Source organism: Peptostreptococcus sp. D1 (genome assembly GCF_900112955.1).
In the GTDB taxonomy this organism is placed as follows: domain Bacteria; phylum Bacillota; class Clostridia; order Peptostreptococcales; family Peptostreptococcaceae; genus Peptostreptococcus.
The window spans coordinates 22654-42808 of sequence record NZ_FONP01000008.1 but is presented as its reverse complement, the minus strand read 5'-3'; the positions used below and the strand labels follow the sequence as shown (position 1 = coordinate 42808).

Annotated in this window: 18 protein-coding genes; 13 read left to right on the top strand and 5 right to left on the bottom strand. The window is 26.4% G+C overall.

The window, feature by feature from the left end; all coding sequences use genetic code 11:
• Positions 1–2: 2 nt before the first annotated feature.
• Genes gyrA through BM120_RS06910 form a run of 4 tightly spaced genes read left to right on the top strand, consistent with a single transcriptional unit; the run spans position 3 to position 3959 of the window.
• Positions 3–2447 carry a DNA gyrase subunit A gene (gene gyrA, locus BM120_RS06925; RefSeq protein WP_091994392.1) on the top strand — a complete coding sequence of 815 codons (2445 nt, stop codon included), beginning with the start codon at positions 3–5 and terminating at the stop codon, positions 2445–2447.
• Positions 2448–2461: 14 nt separating this feature from the next.
• Positions 2462–2776 (top strand): STAS domain-containing protein, encoded by a 315-nt coding sequence (locus BM120_RS06920; protein ID WP_091994391.1) that lies wholly within the window; start codon positions 2462–2464, stop codon positions 2774–2776.
• Between the two features lie 2 nt (positions 2777–2778).
• Positions 2779–3186, top strand: a complete 408-nt coding sequence (locus tag BM120_RS06915) for an ATP-binding protein (protein ID WP_091994389.1) — start codon at positions 2779–2781, stop codon at positions 3184–3186.
• Positions 3186–3959 (top strand): SigB/SigF/SigG family RNA polymerase sigma factor, encoded by a 774-nt coding sequence (locus BM120_RS06910; RefSeq protein ID WP_091994388.1) that lies wholly within the window; start codon positions 3186–3188, stop codon positions 3957–3959. The genes BM120_RS06915 and BM120_RS06910 overlap by 1 nt, the downstream gene beginning before the upstream one ends.
• A gap of 139 nt (positions 3960–4098) precedes the next feature.
• Here BM120_RS06910 and BM120_RS06905 read toward each other — a convergent pair whose 3' ends face one another.
• The 5 genes from BM120_RS06905 to BM120_RS06885 form a co-directional block, all read right to left on the bottom strand.
• Positions 4099–5217, bottom strand: coding sequence for an ABC transporter permease (locus tag BM120_RS06905; RefSeq protein ID WP_091994386.1), 1119 nt, complete (start codon positions 5215–5217; stop codon positions 4099–4101).
• Between the two features lie 313 nt (positions 5218–5530).
• Positions 5531–6388 (bottom strand): ABC transporter permease family protein, encoded by an 858-nt coding sequence (locus tag BM120_RS06900; RefSeq protein ID WP_143076520.1) that lies wholly within the window; start codon positions 6386–6388, stop codon positions 5531–5533.
• A 36-nt stretch (positions 6389–6424) separates the two neighbouring features.
• Positions 6425–7090 (bottom strand): ABC transporter ATP-binding protein, encoded by a 666-nt coding sequence (locus BM120_RS06895; RefSeq protein ID WP_091994384.1) that lies wholly within the window; start codon positions 7088–7090, stop codon positions 6425–6427.
• On the bottom strand, positions 7065–8132 hold the full coding sequence (locus BM120_RS06890) for an NHL repeat-containing protein (RefSeq protein ID WP_091994382.1): 1068 nt from the start codon (positions 8130–8132) through the stop codon (positions 7065–7067). Before BM120_RS06890 ends, BM120_RS06895 begins: the two co-directional genes overlap by 26 nt.
• A gap of 77 nt (positions 8133–8209) precedes the next feature.
• Complete coding sequence (locus BM120_RS06885) at positions 8210–8539, bottom strand: hypothetical protein (protein WP_091994381.1); 330 nt, start codon at positions 8537–8539, stop codon at positions 8210–8212.
• Positions 8540–8965: 426 nt separating this feature from the next.
• Between BM120_RS06885 and BM120_RS06880 the strand changes: the two genes are divergently transcribed.
• From BM120_RS06880 to BM120_RS06840, 9 genes are all read left to right on the top strand, one after another.
• The gene (locus BM120_RS06880) at positions 8966–9103 is read left to right on the top strand and encodes a CD1871A family CXXC motif-containing protein (RefSeq protein ID WP_091994494.1); all 138 of its coding nucleotides are present in this window, start codon (positions 8966–8968) and stop codon (positions 9101–9103) included.
• A gap of 8 nt (positions 9104–9111) precedes the next feature.
• Entirely contained in the window at positions 9112–10020 is a 909-nt protein-coding gene (locus tag BM120_RS06875; protein ID WP_242941574.1) for a 4Fe-4S binding protein, read from the top strand.
• 122 nt (positions 10021–10142) lie between these two features.
• Positions 10143–10721 (top strand): TlpA family protein disulfide reductase, encoded by a 579-nt coding sequence (locus tag BM120_RS06870; RefSeq protein WP_177187395.1) that lies wholly within the window; start codon positions 10143–10145, stop codon positions 10719–10721.
• Positions 10722–11892: 1171 nt separating this feature from the next.
• Complete coding sequence (locus BM120_RS06865) at positions 11893–13653, top strand: ATP-binding cassette domain-containing protein (protein ID WP_091994378.1); 1761 nt, start codon at positions 11893–11895, stop codon at positions 13651–13653.
• A gap of 43 nt (positions 13654–13696) precedes the next feature.
• The gene (locus tag BM120_RS11400) at positions 13697–14353 is read left to right on the top strand and encodes a CPBP family intramembrane glutamic endopeptidase (RefSeq protein ID WP_091994376.1); all 657 of its coding nucleotides are present in this window, start codon (positions 13697–13699) and stop codon (positions 14351–14353) included.
• A gap of 51 nt (positions 14354–14404) precedes the next feature.
• The gene (locus BM120_RS06855; protein WP_091994375.1) at positions 14405–14641 is read left to right on the top strand and encodes a hypothetical protein; all 237 of its coding nucleotides are present in this window, start codon (positions 14405–14407) and stop codon (positions 14639–14641) included.
• Between the two features lie 59 nt (positions 14642–14700).
• Positions 14701–17754 carry a thiopeptide-type bacteriocin biosynthesis protein gene (locus BM120_RS06850; RefSeq protein ID WP_091994373.1) on the top strand — a complete coding sequence of 1018 codons (3054 nt, stop codon included), beginning with the start codon at positions 14701–14703 and terminating at the stop codon, positions 17752–17754.
• 2 nt (positions 17755–17756) lie between these two features.
• Positions 17757–18473 carry a flavodoxin family protein gene (locus BM120_RS06845; RefSeq protein WP_177187394.1) on the top strand — a complete coding sequence of 239 codons (717 nt, stop codon included), beginning with the start codon at positions 17757–17759 and terminating at the stop codon, positions 18471–18473.
• A 2-nt stretch (positions 18474–18475) separates the two neighbouring features.
• Positions 18476–19714, top strand: coding sequence for a lanthionine synthetase LanC family protein (locus BM120_RS06840; RefSeq protein ID WP_091994370.1), 1239 nt, complete (start codon positions 18476–18478; stop codon positions 19712–19714).
• Positions 19715–20155: the final 441 nt, after the last annotated feature.

Genomic DNA, 20155 nt, shown 5'->3' with positions numbered 1-20155 from the left:
AAATGGAAGAAAATAAAAGAATAATTCTGCGTGAGATAGCAGATGAGATGAAAAATTCATATATTGATTATTCTATGAGCGTAATAGCTGGTAGAGCATTACCTGATGTCAAAGATGGATTGAAGCCTGTACATAGAAGAATACTTTACTCTATGAGTGAGCAAGGTATAACACCTGATAAGCCATATAGAAAATCGGCTCGTATCGTAGGTGATGTTCTTGGTAAGTATCATCCACATGGTGATAGCTCTGTATATATGGCAATGGTAAAAATGGCACAAGACTTTTCCACTAGAGGGCTATTAGTCGATGGTCAGGGTAACTTTGGTACGGTAGATGGAGATAGTCCTGCTGCAATGCGTTATACCGAAGCGAGAATGAGCAAGCTTGCTTTGGAATTATTGAGAGATATAGATAAAGAAACTGTAGATTTTGGTCCTAACTTTGATGAATCATTAAATGAACCATTAGTTCTTCCAGCTAGATATCCTAATCTATTGGTAAATGGTTCAAATGGGATTGCTGTAGGTATGGCAACCTCAATTCCACCACATAATTTGGGCGAAGTTATCGATGCGACAATTCACTACATAGACAACAGGGATTGTAGTGTAGATGAATTGTTGAAATATGTAAAAGGTCCAGATTTTCCAACTGCAGCGACAATAGTTGGAACAGAGGGAATAAAGGAAGCATACAAAACTGGTAGGGGAAAGGTAAAGGTTAGAGCAAAGGCTGAAATAGAGGAGCTGCCAAAAGGTAGACAACAGATTGTAATAACAGAAATTCCTTATCAAGTAAATAAAGCTAGATTAGTAGAGAGAATAGCTGAGCTTGTAAAGGAAAAAAAGGTCGAAGGAATATCTGATTTGAGAGACGAGAGTAATAGGCATGGTATGAGAATAGTTATAGAGCTAAAGAGAGATACCAATGCAAATATTGTTCTAAATAATATTTATAAGCATTCACAGCTTGAGGATACATTTAGTATAATTATGCTTTCTTTAGTTAATGGTACACCCAGAATACTTAACCTAAAGGAAGTAATACATTACTATGTAGAGCATCAAAGAGAGGTAATAACTAGAAGAACTCAGTTTGAATTGGATAAAGCAAATGCGAGAGCACATATACTTGAGGGACTTAGGATTGCATTAGACAATATTGATAGAGTGATTAATATTATTAGAGGCTCAGCAAATGGTCAAATCGCAAAGGAAAAACTTATTGAAGAATTTGCTTTTTCTGATCTTCAAGCTCAAGCAATACTTGATATGAGACTTCAGAGATTAACGGGGCTTGAAAGAGAAAAGATAGATAATGAGTACAATGAATTGATGAAGAAAATCGAATATCTTGAAAGCTTGTTGGCTGATGAATTAAAGCTATTTGGTGTGATAAAAGACGAAATGACAGCAATTAAAGACAAGCACGCTGATGAAAGACGAACTGAGATAATTCCGGCTGAAGGCGAATTTGACGTAAAGGATTTATTTGAAGAAGAGGATATAGTCGTAACTCTTACTCATCTAGGCTATATTAAGAGATTGCCTGCGGATACATATAGAAGTCAAAAAAGAGGTGGAAGAGGTATTTCAGCTCTTACGACAAGAGAAGAAGATTTCATTACAGATTTGATAACTACTACAAATCACTCAAGAATGCTGTTCTTGACGAATAGAGGTAGAGTATACAAATTAAATGCTTACGAGATACCAGAAGGCAAGAGAACATCAAAGGGAACCGCAATAGTCAATTTATTACAATTGAATCCTGGAGAAAAAATTGCAAGAATAATCACTTTTAATCCAGATAGTGTAAAAGACGACTACAAGTATTTATTGATGGTGACTAAGAATGGTATAGTAAAAAAGACTCCTATAGAAGAATTTAAAAATATCAATAAGTCAGGAATAATTGCCATAGGATTGAAGGATGGCGACGAGCTGATAGGTGTAAAGATGACCGATGGAGATGAGGAAATAGTGTTGGTTACTCAAAATGCTATGTCTATTAAGTTTAATGAAAAAGATATAAGACCTATGGGTAGAACCGCAACAGGTGTAAAGGGAATTACACTATCAAAGGACGATATGGTCGTGTCAATGGATTTGGCTAGTGAGGGTAGCGATTTATTGGTTGTCAGTGAAAAAGGCTATGGAAAGAGAACTGATTTGGAAGAATATAGAATCCAAATGAGAGCTGGAAAAGGTATAAAGACATATAATATAAATTCTAAGACTGGAAAACTAATAGGTGCAACAATTGTCAATGAAGATGATGAGATGATGATGATAAACTCTGATGGAGTATTGATTAGAATTAGAGTAAATGAAATCTCAATTTTTGGAAGAATTACCAGTGGTGTAAAATTGATGAGAACTGATGAAGAGGTTGAGGTCGTTTCGATAGCTAAAATAAAGAATGAGGACGATATTGTAGAGTAGAAAGTGAGGTATCTATGTCAATTAATTTCAATTCAAAATATGACAGTGAAAAAGAAAACTGGATTGTAAATGTTTCAGGGGAGCTTGATGTTTCTTGTGCAGATATGTTAAAGGATGAATTAAACGAAAGAATAGATGAAAAGTTTTCTGATGTAATATTGGATATGTCAGATCTTCAATATATTGATTCTACAGGCGTTGGTGTTATTGTAGGAATAATGAAGAGACTGAAGCCAGATAAAAAAATATCTCTTATCAATACGAAAAATAATGTGAAGAAAATATTTAAAATTACTGGTCTAGATCAGATAATAACTTTGGAGGGATAGCGATGAGTTGTGATAAAATTAGCATGAAGTTAACAAGTAATCCTAATTTTGTATCTGTGATAAGATTGACTGTATCAGGTATTGCTAGTAAAATCGGTTTTAGCTTTGATGAAATTGAGGATTTAAAGGTTTCTATCTCTGAAGCTTGTACCAATGCAATAAAGCATAGCAAGGAAGAATTGTTTGAAATAAATTTTTATATTTACGAAGACAAGCTATCAATCGAAGTTATCGACGATGGTGTAGGATATGATGAAGATTCTGTTGAAGATCCAGATCCGCTAAATCCGAAGACAAGTGGGTTGGGGTTATTCATTATTAAAACCTTGATGGATGAAGTAGAAGTAAAAACTTGTGAAGATTGTGGAACTGTAATAAAGATGACAAAGTTGGTTGGAGTTGATAATTAATGAATTTAACCTCAGAAAAAGAATATGAAAAGATGGATGTCAAAGAACTTTTCAAGGTTTTTTCTGAAGATAAGAGCAATACAGCTGTAAGAAATATATTGATTGAAAAGCATCTTTATTTGGCAAAGATTCTTTCAAAAAAATATATAAATAAGGGTGTCGACTATGAAGATATTTTTCAAGTTGCGTCTCTAGCTCTTATCTATGCTATTGATAGATATGATATATCTAAGGGGTTTGAATTTTCGAGTTTTGCAACTCCGACAATAGTGGGAGAAATCAAGAAGTATTTTAGAGATAAAGTTTGGACATTGAGAGTTCCTAGAAGGATTCAGGAGCTCAGCAAGAAGATAAGCAATGCTAAGATTCAATTAGAGCAGGATAACAAAAAAAGTCCAAGACCTAAGGAAATCGCCGACTATTTGGGAGTAACAGAAGAAGATGTGCTTGAAGCAATGGAAGCCTCTTATGGATATCAGCCTGTTTCTCTTGATATGCCAAGTGGTGAAGAGTCTGAGGAAAAAGACATTACATTGGGAGATAAAATAGGTACCGAAGAGACTAGATTTGGAGAAATTGAACAAAGAGATTTTTTAGAAAAATTTATGAAGACTCTAAATGAATTGGAAGTAAAAATAGTAATTGGGAGATTTTTCAACAACAAAACCCAGTCTGCAATAGCTGAGGATATAGGTATATCTCAAATGACGGTATCGAGATTGGAAAAAAAGATAATTGAAAAGCTGAAAAAAGAATATAATAAAGCTGTATAAAGCTATTATTTTTCTTATAGTTTTTTAATTGATCAAAGTTATTTAACTAATATTGAATAAAGACATTGAATAAAATAGAGTGTATTTACTCAAAAAGGTAGCAACATACTGAATAAAAAAACAGTGTTGCTACCTTTAATTATTGCTCATTTATAATATCGACTACATCCATATTCGATAACCGTATAATAGATCCTATTGACGATATAAAGCTAATAACGATTGACAATATTACTAGAAAAATCACAAGCTCTATACTCACTCCTTTTTTGAATAAATCTGTCGTTAGGTAACTATTTATTTTTATACCACATAATATTCCGACTATGGTTCCTAAAAATATGATTGAATAATTTTCTATTAGTATCGATAAAATTAATATTAATCTATTGCTTCCAAATGCAAGGCTTACAGCAAGATCCTTTTCTCTCTTTTTCATCAATATTTTAAACATTCCTGTAAACGTAATCAAAAATAGCATAATTATTACTACTGATATAAACAGATATACGCACATATATATCAGGTCGGATCTATTGTTTACACTAAAATGACCCAAATCGTTCTTAAACGCATACTCATATAAAGGATGCCTATTTTTTAAATAGCTAGTCAAATTATCCTTTATTTTTTCAGGATTGGTTAGTTTTTTTTCATTTAAGAAAAGCCGTATTCCAACAGGAGAAAACTTAATATTATTTTCGAGTAAGCTTATGTCAGCGTATATTTTTGGTATGTTTTCAGCCTTTTCATTTTCTTCATCAGTTGACTCATATTCATGAATATATAGGTTTCTTATTTTTATATTTCCCTTATTTATATATTCGTATTTTTTGCCATTATATTCAATGTTGTTGTTATTTAATGAAATACTATACTCATCCGAATATATTTTCATATCGGAAATATCAATTACATCATTTAAATCAAGAATAAATTTGGCTGTATCATTGTTTTTAATTAACCTTGAATAATTTTTCGTTCCAAGAATTTTTTTGAAATCGAAAAATATGATATCACACCTTCTAACTTTTCCGTTTTTTTTAAACAATTGATTACTTATCAAATATGCTTCAAATTTATTGCTGATTCTATTATTTATATAGCTATAATCATTGAGATTTATAGCATTGTCATCAGTATTATTTTCTCCGGTTATTTCCAATCTTGTTTCATATGGCTTTAATTGCGAATCTATTTGATCTGCAGTTTTTTTATACTCGAGCAGGTGGTTTAGAGAGAAAAATAATATCGTCATGCCGAGTGCTATCTCAACAAGAAAAAAATAGATACATAATTCTATTCTTGTATATTCTCTTTATTATTATTTCAAGATCATATCTTCTAATCATACATAATCACCATCACTTATCAAATCAATCACAGTTTTGGAAAAATACTCTCTTAACGAAAGACATGTCACAACAAATACTAATAGAATAGTCAAAAACAAAACACATGTCATATATGCTGAGCTTATATGGACATAGTTTATCAATGCTCCCATGTCTGAAATATATAAAACTGCCGATAAAATCAGTATTGCAGGCACTAGCGTTAGTAATAGAAGTTCAATAAATATAATAGAATATATTTATTGAACTTCTATTCATGCCGAGTGCTAGCAGAATATATATCAATTTTTTATTTTTTGATGTCTTTATTTTTATAACTATAAACAAGTTAATCAGCAGATATATAGTACACATTAGTGACATAATTACTTCATTTCTGATATTATTCTTGTATTCTCTCATTTGAATTTTTACCATTTCACCATTTTCTGATATCTCATAATGATCATATATACCTATATTCGACAACATATTTTCTATGGATGATTTATCTGTATCTGAATTTATATATATCCATTGTTGTAGCTTTTTGCCTTTTGAGCTTAAGTATTTGGCATAATTGTTAGAATCAAGGTAAATATCGGTCATTTCACCTCTAAATATACCTCTGACTATATACTTCTGCTGTCCAATACTTATAAAATATCCAATATTAATTTTTAAATCCTTGGACACTTTATAATTAATCAGACATTGGTTTGAGCTATCAGCTAGAGAACTACCACTAACAAGATCAATTTTATATTTTAGTTTGGAGCTAGTGTCCACTGTATTTAAAATAAATGGCTTTTTTTCATTTCCGTTAATGTAGATTCTGTCATAGATTTTAAGCTTTATGTCATTAAACTTGAAATTTCTAGATATCTTATTATAGGTTATTTCATCTATCATTTTGTTGTTCATTATATCCACACAATAGTTATAGCTTCTATTGTTATATTCTAAATTTTTATAGTTTTTATATAATAGACTTATGTTTCCAAGCAAAATAAACGGCACTAATATTCCAACAAGGATTGAAAACATAAATACGAAATTAATTTTTTTATTAATTTTCATTATTTTTCTAATCAAATATAATATATATTTGTAATTATTCATACCCTACCTTTATACACAATTGTATACCTCTTTTATTTTGCCATAGTCGAGCTCCACAACTCTGTCGGCATATTTTAATAGCTTTCTATCGTGAGTTATCATTACAATGGTAATGCCATCTTGGTTTAATTTTTTAAATATATTCAATACTGTTTGGGTGTTATTTTCATCTAAATTTCCAGTAGGCTCATCAGCAAATATGACGCTGGGATTATTTGAAATAGCTCTTGCTATTGCAACTCTTTGTTTTTGCCCTCCTGATAGCTGACTTGTCAATGACTGACCTTTGTCAGATATATCAAATTTTTTTAGTAGAGTATCAACTCTTTCTTTTCTTTCTGATTTATTAATACCGTATATTCCCATCGGCATTTCAATATTTTCAATTACGGTAAAATCGTTTATAAGGTTGAATGATTGAAAAACAAATCCAAACAGAGTATTTCTTATTTTTGATTTTTGAACTTCATCAATAGTATCAATATCCTCACCATTGAAATAATATTTTCCTGATGTTTTTGTATCCATTAGACCAAGAATATTCATAAGGCTGGTTTTTCCGCAACCAGATGTTCCTGTTATCATCAAAAATTCTCCTTTATTTATTTCAAGGTCGATATTTTTTAACACATTGTTTTCACCATAAGTCTTACATAATCCTTCTAGTTTTATCATATGATATACACATCCTTATTATGAATTTATTTTTTTTGTAGATATACACATCGTTTGATGCATTTGTGGTATATACATAACCATCTTTTGCATCCATACGTGCCATAGATTGCATGCTCTTTTCACTATATTTTCCGATATTGTCTATATATTTTCCGGTTTTTCTATCGAATCTCATTAGGCATAGTGATGAATCTGACATAACATAAGTATACTTTTCATCCATACAGAAGCTAGCTGGTGTGAGTGGAGAGTTAAATTCATACTCCTTTTTCAATTTATCCTTAGAAATGCTTAACATAAAGTTTCTTCCTGTATTCACACTGAGTTCACCACTTCTATTTACCAAAAACTGTCCAAAATTTATTGCATATACAATATCATTATAGTAATATAGATTTCCAGAAAAATTATCCTTTATATAGCTGGATTTATTATTGCTATCTATTTTTTGTATTGATCTTGTAAATAGGGTCTCACCAGATAGATAAATGTTTTCTTTTTTATCAATAGCCATTGATGTATAAATAAATTCTGGAAATTCATCTGGTTTTTCAAATTTTATATCCTTGATATGAGATAGATTTTTATCTAAAATCTGTATTCTCTGGTTTCCATAATCCAAAACGTATAGTTTTCCATTGGTGAATTTGACATCACTAGGACTTATAAATTCGAGACTTCCATTACCGGTTTTTCCGACGGATTTTATAAGATTAAAATCACTGTCGTACATAAACAATGAGTCCTTTTTAATGTCCGAAACTATCACATTGGAATCGACAAACGCAATACCGCTTATCGTTTTTACATTGTCCTTGTCAAGCTTTATTTTTTGAACTGTATAATATGTGCTATCGATTTCCTTTATCTTATATAAGTCTTTATTCGAATATCCCTCATCCTTTAGTATTTTTAATACATATTTATCATTGGTTTTCATTAGATCTTCGCTTTTATCACTTGGTGAAAAAAATGCAAAATATACCGATATAATACAAATAAATGATATAGCTATGCCTCTTAGTAATCCTTTATTCATAACAACCCCCCAATCAAAATTAAAAAATATAGGGAGGATATACCCCCCTATGAAAATATTAGCAACAACCAAGTTTTTTAACAATAGTTTTCTTCTGGATATTGTTTATCCCAAATGATAATAATATCTTTATCAGTACCCTGAATTACATTGGATAATTCATTTATAATAGGTAGGATATTATAACATGAAGAACACTCTTGTTTTAACATAACAATGAGCTTATTACTTCCCCAATTGTTATTAATATATTTTTTTTCACCAGATATTTTTATTTTTGATATATCATCCATATAATTTATCCTATGATAATTTTTATTATTTTGTGAGTATAATATTTTGTTGGAAATAAAATAAACATTAAAAGTAACTGATAATAATAAAAAAGCATACACTATTTTTTTCATATTTTTCCTCCAATAATTAACCACATAAAGATTAAATAACACTTATATTGGTGTTATTAATCTTATACTATATTATAAAATATTTAATAATGATAGTTAATAATATTTTTTTGAAAATTTTGTAAAATATATATTGGTAAATATTTTACTGAGTAAAAGTCAGTTTAAACACTTTAATTATTGGGACTCACTCTGTTTAAAAAAACAATTATATATTTTGAGAAATGAAAAATATTTAAAATAACACATAAAAAAGAATATTCTGAAAAAAATATATTAATACTCATTATAATATAAGCTGTTCTTTATAAAATATTAATATTTTCTTTATAGAAATTTAACTTTAATTAATATAAACTTTATTTAAATTATCTCTAATAAGTGATATAATGTATATATAAGAGAGGTGATTATATATTTATGATTATGATATCTAGATTAATAAAACCAGCTTTTTTTGCTTTGGGAGCTGCCTTTGTTGTGATTGGAGTAAATAGAGGGGAATCAGCAACAGTACTTTCAAAGGCGATAAAACTATGCTTGGAATGTGTAGGAATCGGATAAGGGAGTTTATGAATAAGATAGGTTATATCTTTAACTTTTTTAAGAAAAGAGGAAGTATTCAAGCTCTAGCTGCCTTTTTCACAAACCCTCAGGTCGGAAATTTTATGAGCGGAGGTCTGTATACTGGTAAACTAAAGACAGTATGCGTGCCTGGACTAAACTGCTATTCATGTCCAGCAGCGACAGGTGCTTGTCCAATAGGAGCTTTTCAAGCAGTTGTTGGATCATCAAAGTTCAATTTTTCATACTATATTACAGGAATTTTGATATTAGTAGGAACTTTGTTTGGTAGATTGATTTGCGGTTTTCTATGTCCGTTTGGATGGTTTCAGGATTTATTACATAAAATACCAACAAAGAAGCTTAGTACGAAAAAACTGAAATTTTTAACGTATATTAAATTTATCATGTTGTTTGTGGTTGTGGGGTTATTACCTGCTTTGATTACAAATAAAATAGGTATGGGATCACCATTTTTTTGTAAGTATGTATGCCCACAAGGTATACTTGAAGGTGGTATTCCATTATCAATTGCCAATGAAGGTATTAGAGGTGCTATTGGTAAGCTGTTCGCACTGAAGAGTGTTATTCTTGCTTTAGTTATAATATTGTCTATATTGGTTTATAGACCGTTTTGCAAGTGGATTTGTCCTTTGGGAGCGTTCTACGCACTATTCAATAAAATTTCAATGTATGGATATAATTTCGATGCGAGCAAGTGTGTAAATTGTGGTAAGTGTAGAAAAACTTGTAGGATGGACGTAGATATTACAAAGACAACTACATCTCTTGAATGTATAAGATGTGGTGAATGTGTAAGTGTTTGTCCAACTAAGGCACTTTCAAAGAAATTTGATATTACGAACAAAAAAAGAGTAATAGATTTGAACAACAAAGCAGTTATAGATAATAATTAAAATAAAAAAATAGTGAATATAAAATTAGTAATATAAAAATTAGCAGTATAAATAAAATAATATAGTGCTAATAAAATTTTATGTATAAAAAGTATAGTAAGTATAAAAAAGGAGTTATGGTTATGAAAATGAAGAAAATTACAAGCTTAATGTTATGTGGATTAGTAGTTGTAACTTTGGCTACAGGATGCTCTCAGAATAAGGGAGCAGATAAAGGTACAGAAGGACAGAAAACAGCTTCTACAGCTATTGATGAATCAGGGATGTTTCCAAAATTAGATTTAAAGGATACTATGGGAAATAAAGTAGATAATAGTATTTTTAAAAATAATAAGTTAACTATACTCAATATATGGAATACAGATTGTCAGCCTTGTGTAGACGAAATGCCAAATTTAGAGAAGATGAACAAAAATTTCGAAAAAATGGGTGCAAAGATCATAGGAGTAAATTATGACATTCAAAACAAACCAAAGCAGGCTGAAGATATCATAAAGAAGCAGGGAGTTACATACCAGAATGTGATTGTTAATAGTAGCTCAAATGAAGAAATCAGAAGCTATATGGAAAAAATATTTGCATATCCAACAACAGTATTCGTAAACAGTGAAGGAAAGATAGTTGGAAAAATGGAAGGTACCATAGATAGTCCTGAGAGAGTAAAGGAAATAGAAAAAATAATCAAGGACAACTCAAAATAAATTTTTGATTTGACTTTATAAAAATACACATAGGATTTGAAAAATGAAGAAATTTTTAATATCTGGTTTTTTAAATTTACTTATAATTATTATATTCTTTTACTTACATAATAAAAGAATATATGTGATTGATAATATTATTAAATTTATCATTATGGTTTGTATAATATTCCTTTTGGAGTATATAAAAAACGAATTTATTGATAAATATTTATAATAAAAAAATATTTATTCCCAAAGTTAATTTATTAACTTTGGGAATAAATTGTATTTAGATTAATAATATAAACATAATGTTGATTTTTTATTTATATTATTATTTTTTTCAAGGTGGTCGCCTAATAACATTCATTTTAAGAGGAAAATTTCTGATAGTGGAAATTTAATTTTCAGAGAATAGAAATCTATTTCTAATATGTGTAGAACTATTAAATCCTCTTGATTGTATCTTTCAAAATCATTTATTTTTCTATCCATAGCTTCAATAGGTCTATTACAAAGTCTTGATTTATATTGACATTGGAATTTTTTTAGATAGCTACAAAGGAATTAATTATATTTCATAAGATATCCATAGTTTCGCATTAGGATTATGCAAGGTACCGATTTTTATTTGCGTTAGTTTATGTTATTAAATTATTAAAAAGATAACCTATATTAAATCTAATCTATTCTTCTTTTCTACTTTTAAATTTCAGAAAATATTACAGATACTTTTAGTATATTATTTTTTTATCAATAGCTATTTGTTTTGTAATTTGTTTTCCTAATTAATTATTTTTTCTCTGTTATTATCGTATCGAGATAATAGACTTTCCGTAGTTACTGATTTTTCTATTATTTTTGATGTATTTTTCAATATTCATTTCTAAAAGATTTTGCTATATACACATGTTATGCACTATTTGACTTTGATATTGTTAGCTCCATAAAAACACCTATTTAAGTACTTTATCACAAATATTGTATTTTTTTGAAAAAACAGAATTTTTTGTATTTAAGGTGAAATATTTTTTTATGTAAGTATTAAAATACTGATAAATGGAATCTTATGAAATAATAAAAAAAAATGAAAAATCTGAAAAATGTACTTGAGGATTTAAATGCATTATGCTATAATTGAGATGTTAAAATATTAGTTAACAAATAGTTGAGCAGGTGGAGTTAATCTATGAATAAATATAATGAGATAAGTAATTTAAAGAAAATAATAAAAATACTATTAGAAACTGATAAAAAAAATATTTTTATTATGAGTATAGATACAATTATAAGTTCTCTAATACCAGCGTTATCACTGACTATAATGCAGTCAGTTTTGAATAAAATACAAAATGATGTTGATGATTTTAAGTACATATTAATGTTGTTAGCAACATATATTCTTTTGGATTTATTTACTGTTTTAAAAGATAATATGATTGATATTTATAATGCTAAGTTTAAAATGATTTTAAATAGAAAAATAAAAATAATTATTTTAGATAAAACAAGTGAACTAAGTTTAAAGGATTTTGAGGATAGTAATATATATGACAAAATACAAAGAGCTCAAGAGAGTGGAGCTGAATCTATTAATACATATGTGAGTATATTTTTTTCTATTAGTAAAAATATATTAACAATATTGTCATATATATATATATTAATTAATTTTAATGTTTGGTTAGTTTTACTCATAATGATAATACCAATATTAGAATTTATGATAATGAAAGCGTATAATATAGAGAATTACCATATAAATATAAATAGAACTAATGATAAAAGAAAACTATGGTATATTGAGTACATGTGCACTAGAGAAAATTATTTTAAGGAAATAAAATTAAACTCAATGTTTTTTTATCTTAAAGAGAAATATATTAAATATATTTCTGAGTTTATGCACATAGATTTAAATATAATAAAAAAATACAAGAAATATTTAATATTAACAGGAATATTGGAATCTATTATAGATGGTTTAATATATGTATATATAGTTTATTGTGGCTTTACGAAAGTGATACTTATAGGAAATGTTATAACGTACACTAGATCATTGACCCAGATTAAATCATTAATTTCATTGGTTCTTGAAGATATTAATGATATCAAGAAAATGAGTTTAGATTTGAATTTGTTTTTTTCTTTCATTGAATATAACAAGAACGAAAAATATAATGAAAAAGAGGTTACTGTAAAATCTATAAATAGTATAGAAATAGAGAATTTAAATTATAGGTATGATACAAATAAAGAATTAGTTTTAAAAAATATAAATTTAAAACTAAAGCCTCACAGTAAAAATATAATTGTTGGTAAAAATGGATCAGGTAAAACAACATTGCTAAAAATAATATTGGGATTTTATGATGACTATGAAGGAATTATAAAAATAAATAGCATCAATTTAAAAGATATAGAAAAAAAATCGTATATGGAATGCATAGGTGCATTATTTCAAGACTATGTTAAGTATGAGTCATCCTATTTTATGAATATAGCTCTGGGGGACATTAGTAGAATTAATGATAAAAATAGGATAGATAAACTTATAAAGGAGTTTTCTATAGATAATATTATTAATTGCAAGAATGATACCATAAATTCTCAGATCGGATATTGGTTTAATGAAGGCTCACAAATATCTGAAGGTCAATGGCAAAAAATAGCTATTGCAAGAACCTTTTTTAAAAATGCTAGTGTGTTTATTCTAGATGAGCCAAACTCAGCGCTAGATGTAATAACAGAGAATGATATTGAAGAAGAGTATATGAGATATATGGATAAGAAAATTTCGATAATAGTAATACATAGGTTTAAGAAGATTGTAGAAAAGGATGTAAATATAATAGTAATGGATAAAGGAAAAATAGTAGATGAAGGTAAGCATAATGAATTACTAGATAGGTGTAGAATATATAGAGATTTGTATGAAAATATATAAAAAATAAGATTAAAATCATATAAAAAAGAGGGGGAAAAATTATATGAAAAAAAGTAATATTAACAAATTTATTATTGTGTTATTTATATTGTATCCACTTATGAGTCCAATTTTTCGGATGAAATTTATTAATAATCAACTAGTACTTACAGAAAGTATAAGTGGAATAAATGAGATAATATTTTTGCTTGTATTATCAATAATTTTATATATAATATTCAGAAGCTTATACAAAAATAATATAATTAAATTTAGTCTATGTAAAAAGGAAATAGTATATATTTTAATAGGAGTTATTTTATTAAGAATAATAGTCTATGCATCTTATTTAATTTTATTATGTGTTGAAACAGGAAAAGTACAAAATGATGAAATTATAAAACAGTATATTAATGATTTTAGTATATTACAAATAATAATGTTTATGTCAATATATATGCCAATTTTAGAAGAGCTAGTATACAGATATATAATAATAGGAAGTTTGTTTGAATTTAAAAAAATTTCTATTTTTGTTAGTAGTTTATTATTTTGTATAGCACATATACCAAATAACATTACGTCTTTTATAATGTATTTTTTAATGGGATTAGTGTTGAGTTATTCTTACTATAAAACTAGGTCTATATTTGTTAGCATATTAATTCATTGCTTAAATAATTTACTTGTTAATATACTATATATATTATACAGTTTGTGATTATATATTTACTTCAAAAGATGAGAGCGTACTATTAAGGAGGGAAATATAATGGGAAAATATGAGGATTTTGATATAGATATAAGAAAAACAGAACCAAGAACAACAGTTAGTGGGTTACCAAAGATAACAGGCAAAATTTGTGATACAATTACTAAATACGTTTGTAGTGGAGTAATAACTATTAGCTTAGAAAAGTGTACAAGAAATTGTACTAAAAATAAATGCTCTGGTAGGCCAGGTTGTGGAAGTGTAAAACAGTGTCCTGGCTCAACAGGAAGAAGGTAATTTTGGATTAGTAAAAAAAGCTCTCATCTTTTGAAATAAATAAAAATAGGAGAAAATATATGGAAAAATTTTATGAACTATCAGATTTTTTTATGTTAAGGACACCAAGCTTATTTAAAGATATTATTAATGAAGTTGATAATAATATTGATAATATAGAAAAAATAATAGAAGGGAAAAATTTAAAAAGTTTTTTGAAGGAGTTACTTATAATATCAAGCAAAGAGACATATCAAACATATTTAAAGGAGAACACAAATATTAAGTCTAAATTTATGTTAAATAAAACTATTAAGAATTATTTATCTAGAGCTTCTTCAAGACCAACACCATATGGTATTTGTGCAGGAGTATCTTTGTTAAACTATTCAGAAGAAAGTAATAGCAACAACGTAATATTAGACAGTGAAAGTTTCTTTAATCATATAAATGTAGATTCAAGTTGGTTATATAAATTAATAATATTATTACAAAATAAAGATGAAATAAGGAAGAATATATCAGTTAGTTATAATAAAAATCTATTTAAATCAGGGGATAGAATAAAAAGCATACAAATGTCAAATTATTTAATGGAAGAAAAAAAAGAATATGGTGTATTTTCCATTAAAAATAATAAGCTTATTGATTTGGTAATAAGAAATACAGAAAATTTTATAAGTAGAGATTTATTATATAAAAAGATAAAGGAATGTTATCCAGATGTTGAAAACAAAATTATAGATGATTTTATAAACAATTTGATACAAAATGAAGTACTTCTAACCAATTTATTACCAAGTGCTTATTATGAAAATTCTTTAGAGGATTTAATTTATTCTATGAAAGAATTGAATCCCAATGATAATTTAGTTAAAAAATTGACAGAAATAAATGATTTAATAGAAATGTATAATAAAAAAAATGATAAAGAAAAAATAGTTGATATTGTAAATAAAATGAGTGAAATAGTTCAAAATGAAAATTATATAAGTTGTGTAAGAGGTTTTAGAACTATTAATAGTGGTTTAGATTTAAAAATAAAGACTGATTTATCTGATTTTATAAATACGATAACTAGATACAAACTAAAAATAAAAAATAGAAGAATAGAAGAGTTTAAATATAAATTTATTGATGCGTATAGTTATAATACATTGGTTAAATTAATGGATTTATTTGATAGTAATAAATTTGAAATTAATAATATCTATGATGATAGCGAAATAGATTTTAGTGATTTTGACGAAGAAAGTAATGAATTTATTAATTGTATTGAGTGTAAAATATTGGAAGCAATACAGAATGGAAAAGATGAAATTTATATCTCAAAAGATGATTTAAATATACTGAAAAAAAACGAAAATACATTTGAATTAATTAATTCATTCGATATTAATATAATAATAAAAAAGATGAGTAATGATAATTATGAATATATACTTGCACCAAATTCTGGATCACATAGAGCAGGCGCAATGTTTAATAGGTTTGCAAATGTTTTAGATAAAGATAAATATGGAGAAGTATTATCTAAAATAAAGAGTGAGGATAGTATCATAGAAAGTTCAGAATGTAGTAATTTTACAGAGATAAGAGAATTGAATAACAATACAAGAATTCAAAATATAAAAAGTCAAACATTAATAAATAATTCTGTGTTACCATTATGTTTAAATACAAAGAATCAAAATGAAGTACTCAGCTTGAATGATATTTATATTCGTATAAATTATAATAATGAGTTTGAATTAATTAATATAAATAATAATAAAAAAATAAAATTTGTAAGTAATGATATGTTAAATGTTAAAACAAAGTCTAATATATCCAAATTTTTATATAGTATTACAAATGAAGAAATAGATCCTATGAATATATTTAGTTATATTGTTAGGAATAGGTATATTTATATTCCCAGAATAAAATTTGAAAACTTTGTTGTTAGGCCAAAGACATGGAATATTTATGAAGGAATGGTTGATCTTAGTAGTATAGAACTATTTAGAAAGAGTCTCAATAGATTAATAAAAGTTTTAAATATAAATAAATTTGTATATATTACAAAGTATGATAATAGACTACTATTAAATATTACTAATATTAAAAACGATGACTATTTATATAAAATATTTAAAAGAGAAAAAAATATAATACTTGAGGAATATGAATATGATGATGAATCACAATTTATGGTGGAAGATGAGTTAAATAGAAAATATTATTCTGAATTTACATTTAGTGCTTTTAAATCCAGAAAATTAGAAAGTAATAGTAAAAATGATAGAAATGTGTCCTGTATTGACATGAGTAATGATTTATATCCATTAGAGGAAGGCTGGTTATATATAAAAATATATAGTTATGAGGGGAGAGAAAATGATATATTAGCTTGGTTGGAGGATATTAACGTAAGTACAGGATTAAAAAATTTTTTTATTAGATATAAAGATGATATAGGATATCATATAAGGTTTAGAATAAATATAAATTCTAATGAAAAAGAAATATTTAATATTTTAAAAAAATGTAGTTATTTAAAAGAAAATAAAATCTCAAAAAGAATAATTATAGATACATATTTTCGAGAAGTAAATAGGTATGGAGGTGAGAAAGTTATAAATGATATTGAAGAATTATTTTGTATAGATAGTAGTTTGATTTATAAAATAAATAAAGTATATAATTTAAATTCAGAAGAATCAATGGATGATATATTTTTTATAGGTATTATAGAGTACTTAAAAGCATTTTATGATAATAAGAAAAAAATGTATATTGATTTATGTAAGTATGTAAATGATGATAATGATGATAATTATAAATATATATATGACAGAGATAGAAATAAATATAGGAAATTATTCGAAAAAATATATTATGAAAACTTTAAATATGATTCGGAAATTTCAGCATTATTGGAAAAAAGGTATCATCAAAGTCTTAAAGTAAAAAATAAAATTAAAGAAAATAATATTACAAATGACTATCATAATATTGTTTTTTCTGTAATACACATGTATTGTAATAGAATAAAAGGAGAGAATTTATTAGAAGATATGTATTTATCAGTAATTAAATATTCGTTAAGAGATTTAATTAGAAAAGAAGAACATCTTCATAATAAAAAATGATTATGAAAAAAATTTTAATTGTTGTTGGAAGTAATAATAAATGCTCAAAGACTAAAAAGTTTATGGAGAATATAAAAAAGAATATAGAAAATACAAATAAATACATTGTAGAAATAATATTATTGGGAGATTATAAAATTGAGTTTTGCAAAGGATGTGGAAAATGTTTTTCCACTGGAGAATGTAGTATAGTAGATGAATTTATTTTTATAAAAGAGAAAATGATATCTTCAGAATTTATAATATTAGCAAGCCCAGTATATTTAAATAGCATAACAGGGGCAATGAAAAATTTTTTTGACAGGCTAGCATATTGGAATCACCTAATGATGATGAGTGGTAAATTGGGTTTTGTATTAAGTTTTACAGGTCTTACTGGAATAGAAGAAACTAATTATTTTTTGCGAATTAGGTCTAGTGAGTTAGGTATAAAAGTATTAGATTCATTTTATTTTATAGAAAAAATTGATGACATAGACTATAAGTCACATCTTATATCGAAAAAAGTTATTGAATCAATAGAATGCAATTATGGGCATTCAAATTATAACTTAGAGGAAAACTTTAATTATTATAAAGAATTTTATTGTAATAAGACTACAGTTGAAGATTTAGGGCATAGTGATAATGAAATTAAATTCTGGAATCAAGATTGGATAAAGAAAGTTAATTCATATCAGGAATTTGTAATGGAAATCAATAAATTGAGGAGAAAATAATTATGAAAAATGGGATATATCTTGAGAATAATATAAATAAAATAGTATTTTCATATTTAGATTATGTATGTGAGTTATATGATAATAATATTATTTCTCCATATGATTATGAGAATATTATATTAAGCATTGGGGTATTATATGATTTTATACCTGATGAAAATAAAGAAAAATTTTTAGACATAGCCTATGATGTATCAAAAGCTATAAAACAAAAAATAGAATTTGGTAATGATATGAATATATCTATGTTTATTGGATTAGGCTTTACAGCATTTAGTATGAATATATTCAGTAAAAAGACAAAAATATTGACCATTTTTTCTAAATCACTAAACGATTTATTGCTAGAAGAGTGTTATCGATTTTCTGAAGATAATTTAGGCAAAGATAATTATAAAACAGAGGACTATGATTTGATAGTTGGCGTGTCAGGAGTTTTACATTATTTAATAGATATATATCATGACGATAAAAAAAATATACATAAATTAAAGAAAATTTGTGAATTTCTAATATATATTGTTAGTGACTATGAGTATAATGGAAATATATATCCGAGATTTTATGTAACTAAAGAAAATTTGCATAATGAGGTATATAAAGAAGTTTTCCCAAATGGCAGTATTAATTTAAGTTTATCTCACGGAATAATATCTATATTGGTAGTATTGTGTGAATTTAAAAAATATAATATAAAGATATTAGGTTTAGACGAAAGTATAAATAAGTTATTTAAAATTTATGATAGATACATAGTAGAAGGTAATAAACATATTTGCACTCAAATATCTATTGAAGATTATATCGATAACAAAGATATAGAAATAGAATATCAAAGAGAAAGTTGGTGTTATGGATATGCTAGTATATTAAGAGCATTGATTACAGCTTCTGATATGGTAGATGATTATAAAGAAAATACGAAATATAAAAAAATAATAAATAAAGTCTTAAGTAGAGAATATGATGAATTTAGCTTAGATGAAAATATATTGTGCCATGGAAATGCAAGTATAATTGCCATAATTTTGAGCAATGATTATCATGAAGCAGATGATGAAATATACAATAATGTTATAATAGCAATAAAAAAAATACTGAACGAATTTAAAAAAGAAGACTTTGAATTCTCGGAGAAAGGATTAAATTTTCTAGAAGGAAACTCGGGAATAATAATTGCAATATCTATGTTATTAAAAAAGAATATTGATATACTTAGATTTTTAATGTTATGTTAGTAGAATTTATGAAAAAGTTTATGATTTTTTATGATAATTAAAAACTTTGAAGGAAACTCCAAAAACTTTGAGGGGGTGGTTGAAATAAAAACAGAAAAACATCTGTTTTTGTAAAAAAAATTTTTAGTATTTTAATTTTGAGAAATTAATCAAAAAAATGATACTTTATTATCTTAAGAACCTGCATTTTGCAGGTTCTTAAGTAATTGTGGTGGGAATTTCATTTTTAGATAATAGAAATCTATTTCTAATATGTGTAAATCTATTAAATTCTTTTGAATATTTCTTTAAATCCTTTGTTTTTTAAAAGAAAAATAAGTTTTGTTTACTGAGAATTTTATTAAACAAATCTCCACTTGAGTTTATTCCTCAAGTTTGTCATCCAAAGTTGCAGAATTCTAAAGTTTTTGAGAACCATTTTTTAATTTGAACGCATATGCC

Bases quoted from the DNA above. Each gene is read 5' to 3' on its own strand.
- gyrA (WP_091994392.1), top strand. From the start codon at position 3: ATGGAAGAAAATAAAAGAATAATTCTGCGTGAGATAGCAGATGAGATG.
- BM120_RS06920 (WP_091994391.1), top strand. From the start codon at position 2,462: ATGTCAATTAATTTCAATTCAAAATATGACAGTGAAAAAGAAAACTGG.
- BM120_RS06915 (WP_091994389.1), top strand. From the start codon at position 2,779: ATGAGTTGTGATAAAATTAGCATGAAGTTAACAAGTAATCCTAATTTT.
- BM120_RS06910 (WP_091994388.1), top strand. From the start codon at position 3,186: ATGAATTTAACCTCAGAAAAAGAATATGAAAAGATGGATGTCAAAGAA.
- BM120_RS06905 (WP_091994386.1), bottom strand. From the start codon at position 5,217: ATGACGATATTATTTTTCTCTCTAAACCACCTGCTCGAGTATAAAAAA.
- BM120_RS06895 (WP_091994384.1), bottom strand. From the start codon at position 7,090: ATGATAAAACTAGAAGGATTATGTAAGACTTATGGTGAAAACAATGTG.
- BM120_RS06890 (WP_091994382.1), bottom strand. From the start codon at position 8,132: ATGAATAAAGGATTACTAAGAGGCATAGCTATATCATTTATTTGTATT.
- BM120_RS06885 (WP_091994381.1), bottom strand. From the start codon at position 8,539: ATGAAAAAAATAGTGTATGCTTTTTTATTATTATCAGTTACTTTTAAT.
- BM120_RS06880 (WP_091994494.1), top strand. From the start codon at position 8,966: ATGATATCTAGATTAATAAAACCAGCTTTTTTTGCTTTGGGAGCTGCC.
- BM120_RS06875 (WP_242941574.1), top strand. From the start codon at position 9,112: ATGAATAAGATAGGTTATATCTTTAACTTTTTTAAGAAAAGAGGAAGT.
- BM120_RS06870 (WP_177187395.1), top strand. From the start codon at position 10,143: ATGAAAATGAAGAAAATTACAAGCTTAATGTTATGTGGATTAGTAGTT.
- BM120_RS06865 (WP_091994378.1), top strand. From the start codon at position 11,893: ATGAATAAATATAATGAGATAAGTAATTTAAAGAAAATAATAAAAATA.
- BM120_RS11400 (WP_091994376.1), top strand. From the start codon at position 13,697: ATGAAAAAAAGTAATATTAACAAATTTATTATTGTGTTATTTATATTG.
- BM120_RS06855 (WP_091994375.1), top strand. From the start codon at position 14,405: ATGGGAAAATATGAGGATTTTGATATAGATATAAGAAAAACAGAACCA.
- BM120_RS06850 (WP_091994373.1), top strand. From the start codon at position 14,701: ATGGAAAAATTTTATGAACTATCAGATTTTTTTATGTTAAGGACACCA.
- BM120_RS06845 (WP_177187394.1), top strand. From the start codon at position 17,757: ATGAAAAAAATTTTAATTGTTGTTGGAAGTAATAATAAATGCTCAAAG.
- BM120_RS06840 (WP_091994370.1), top strand. From the start codon at position 18,476: ATGAAAAATGGGATATATCTTGAGAATAATATAAATAAAATAGTATTT.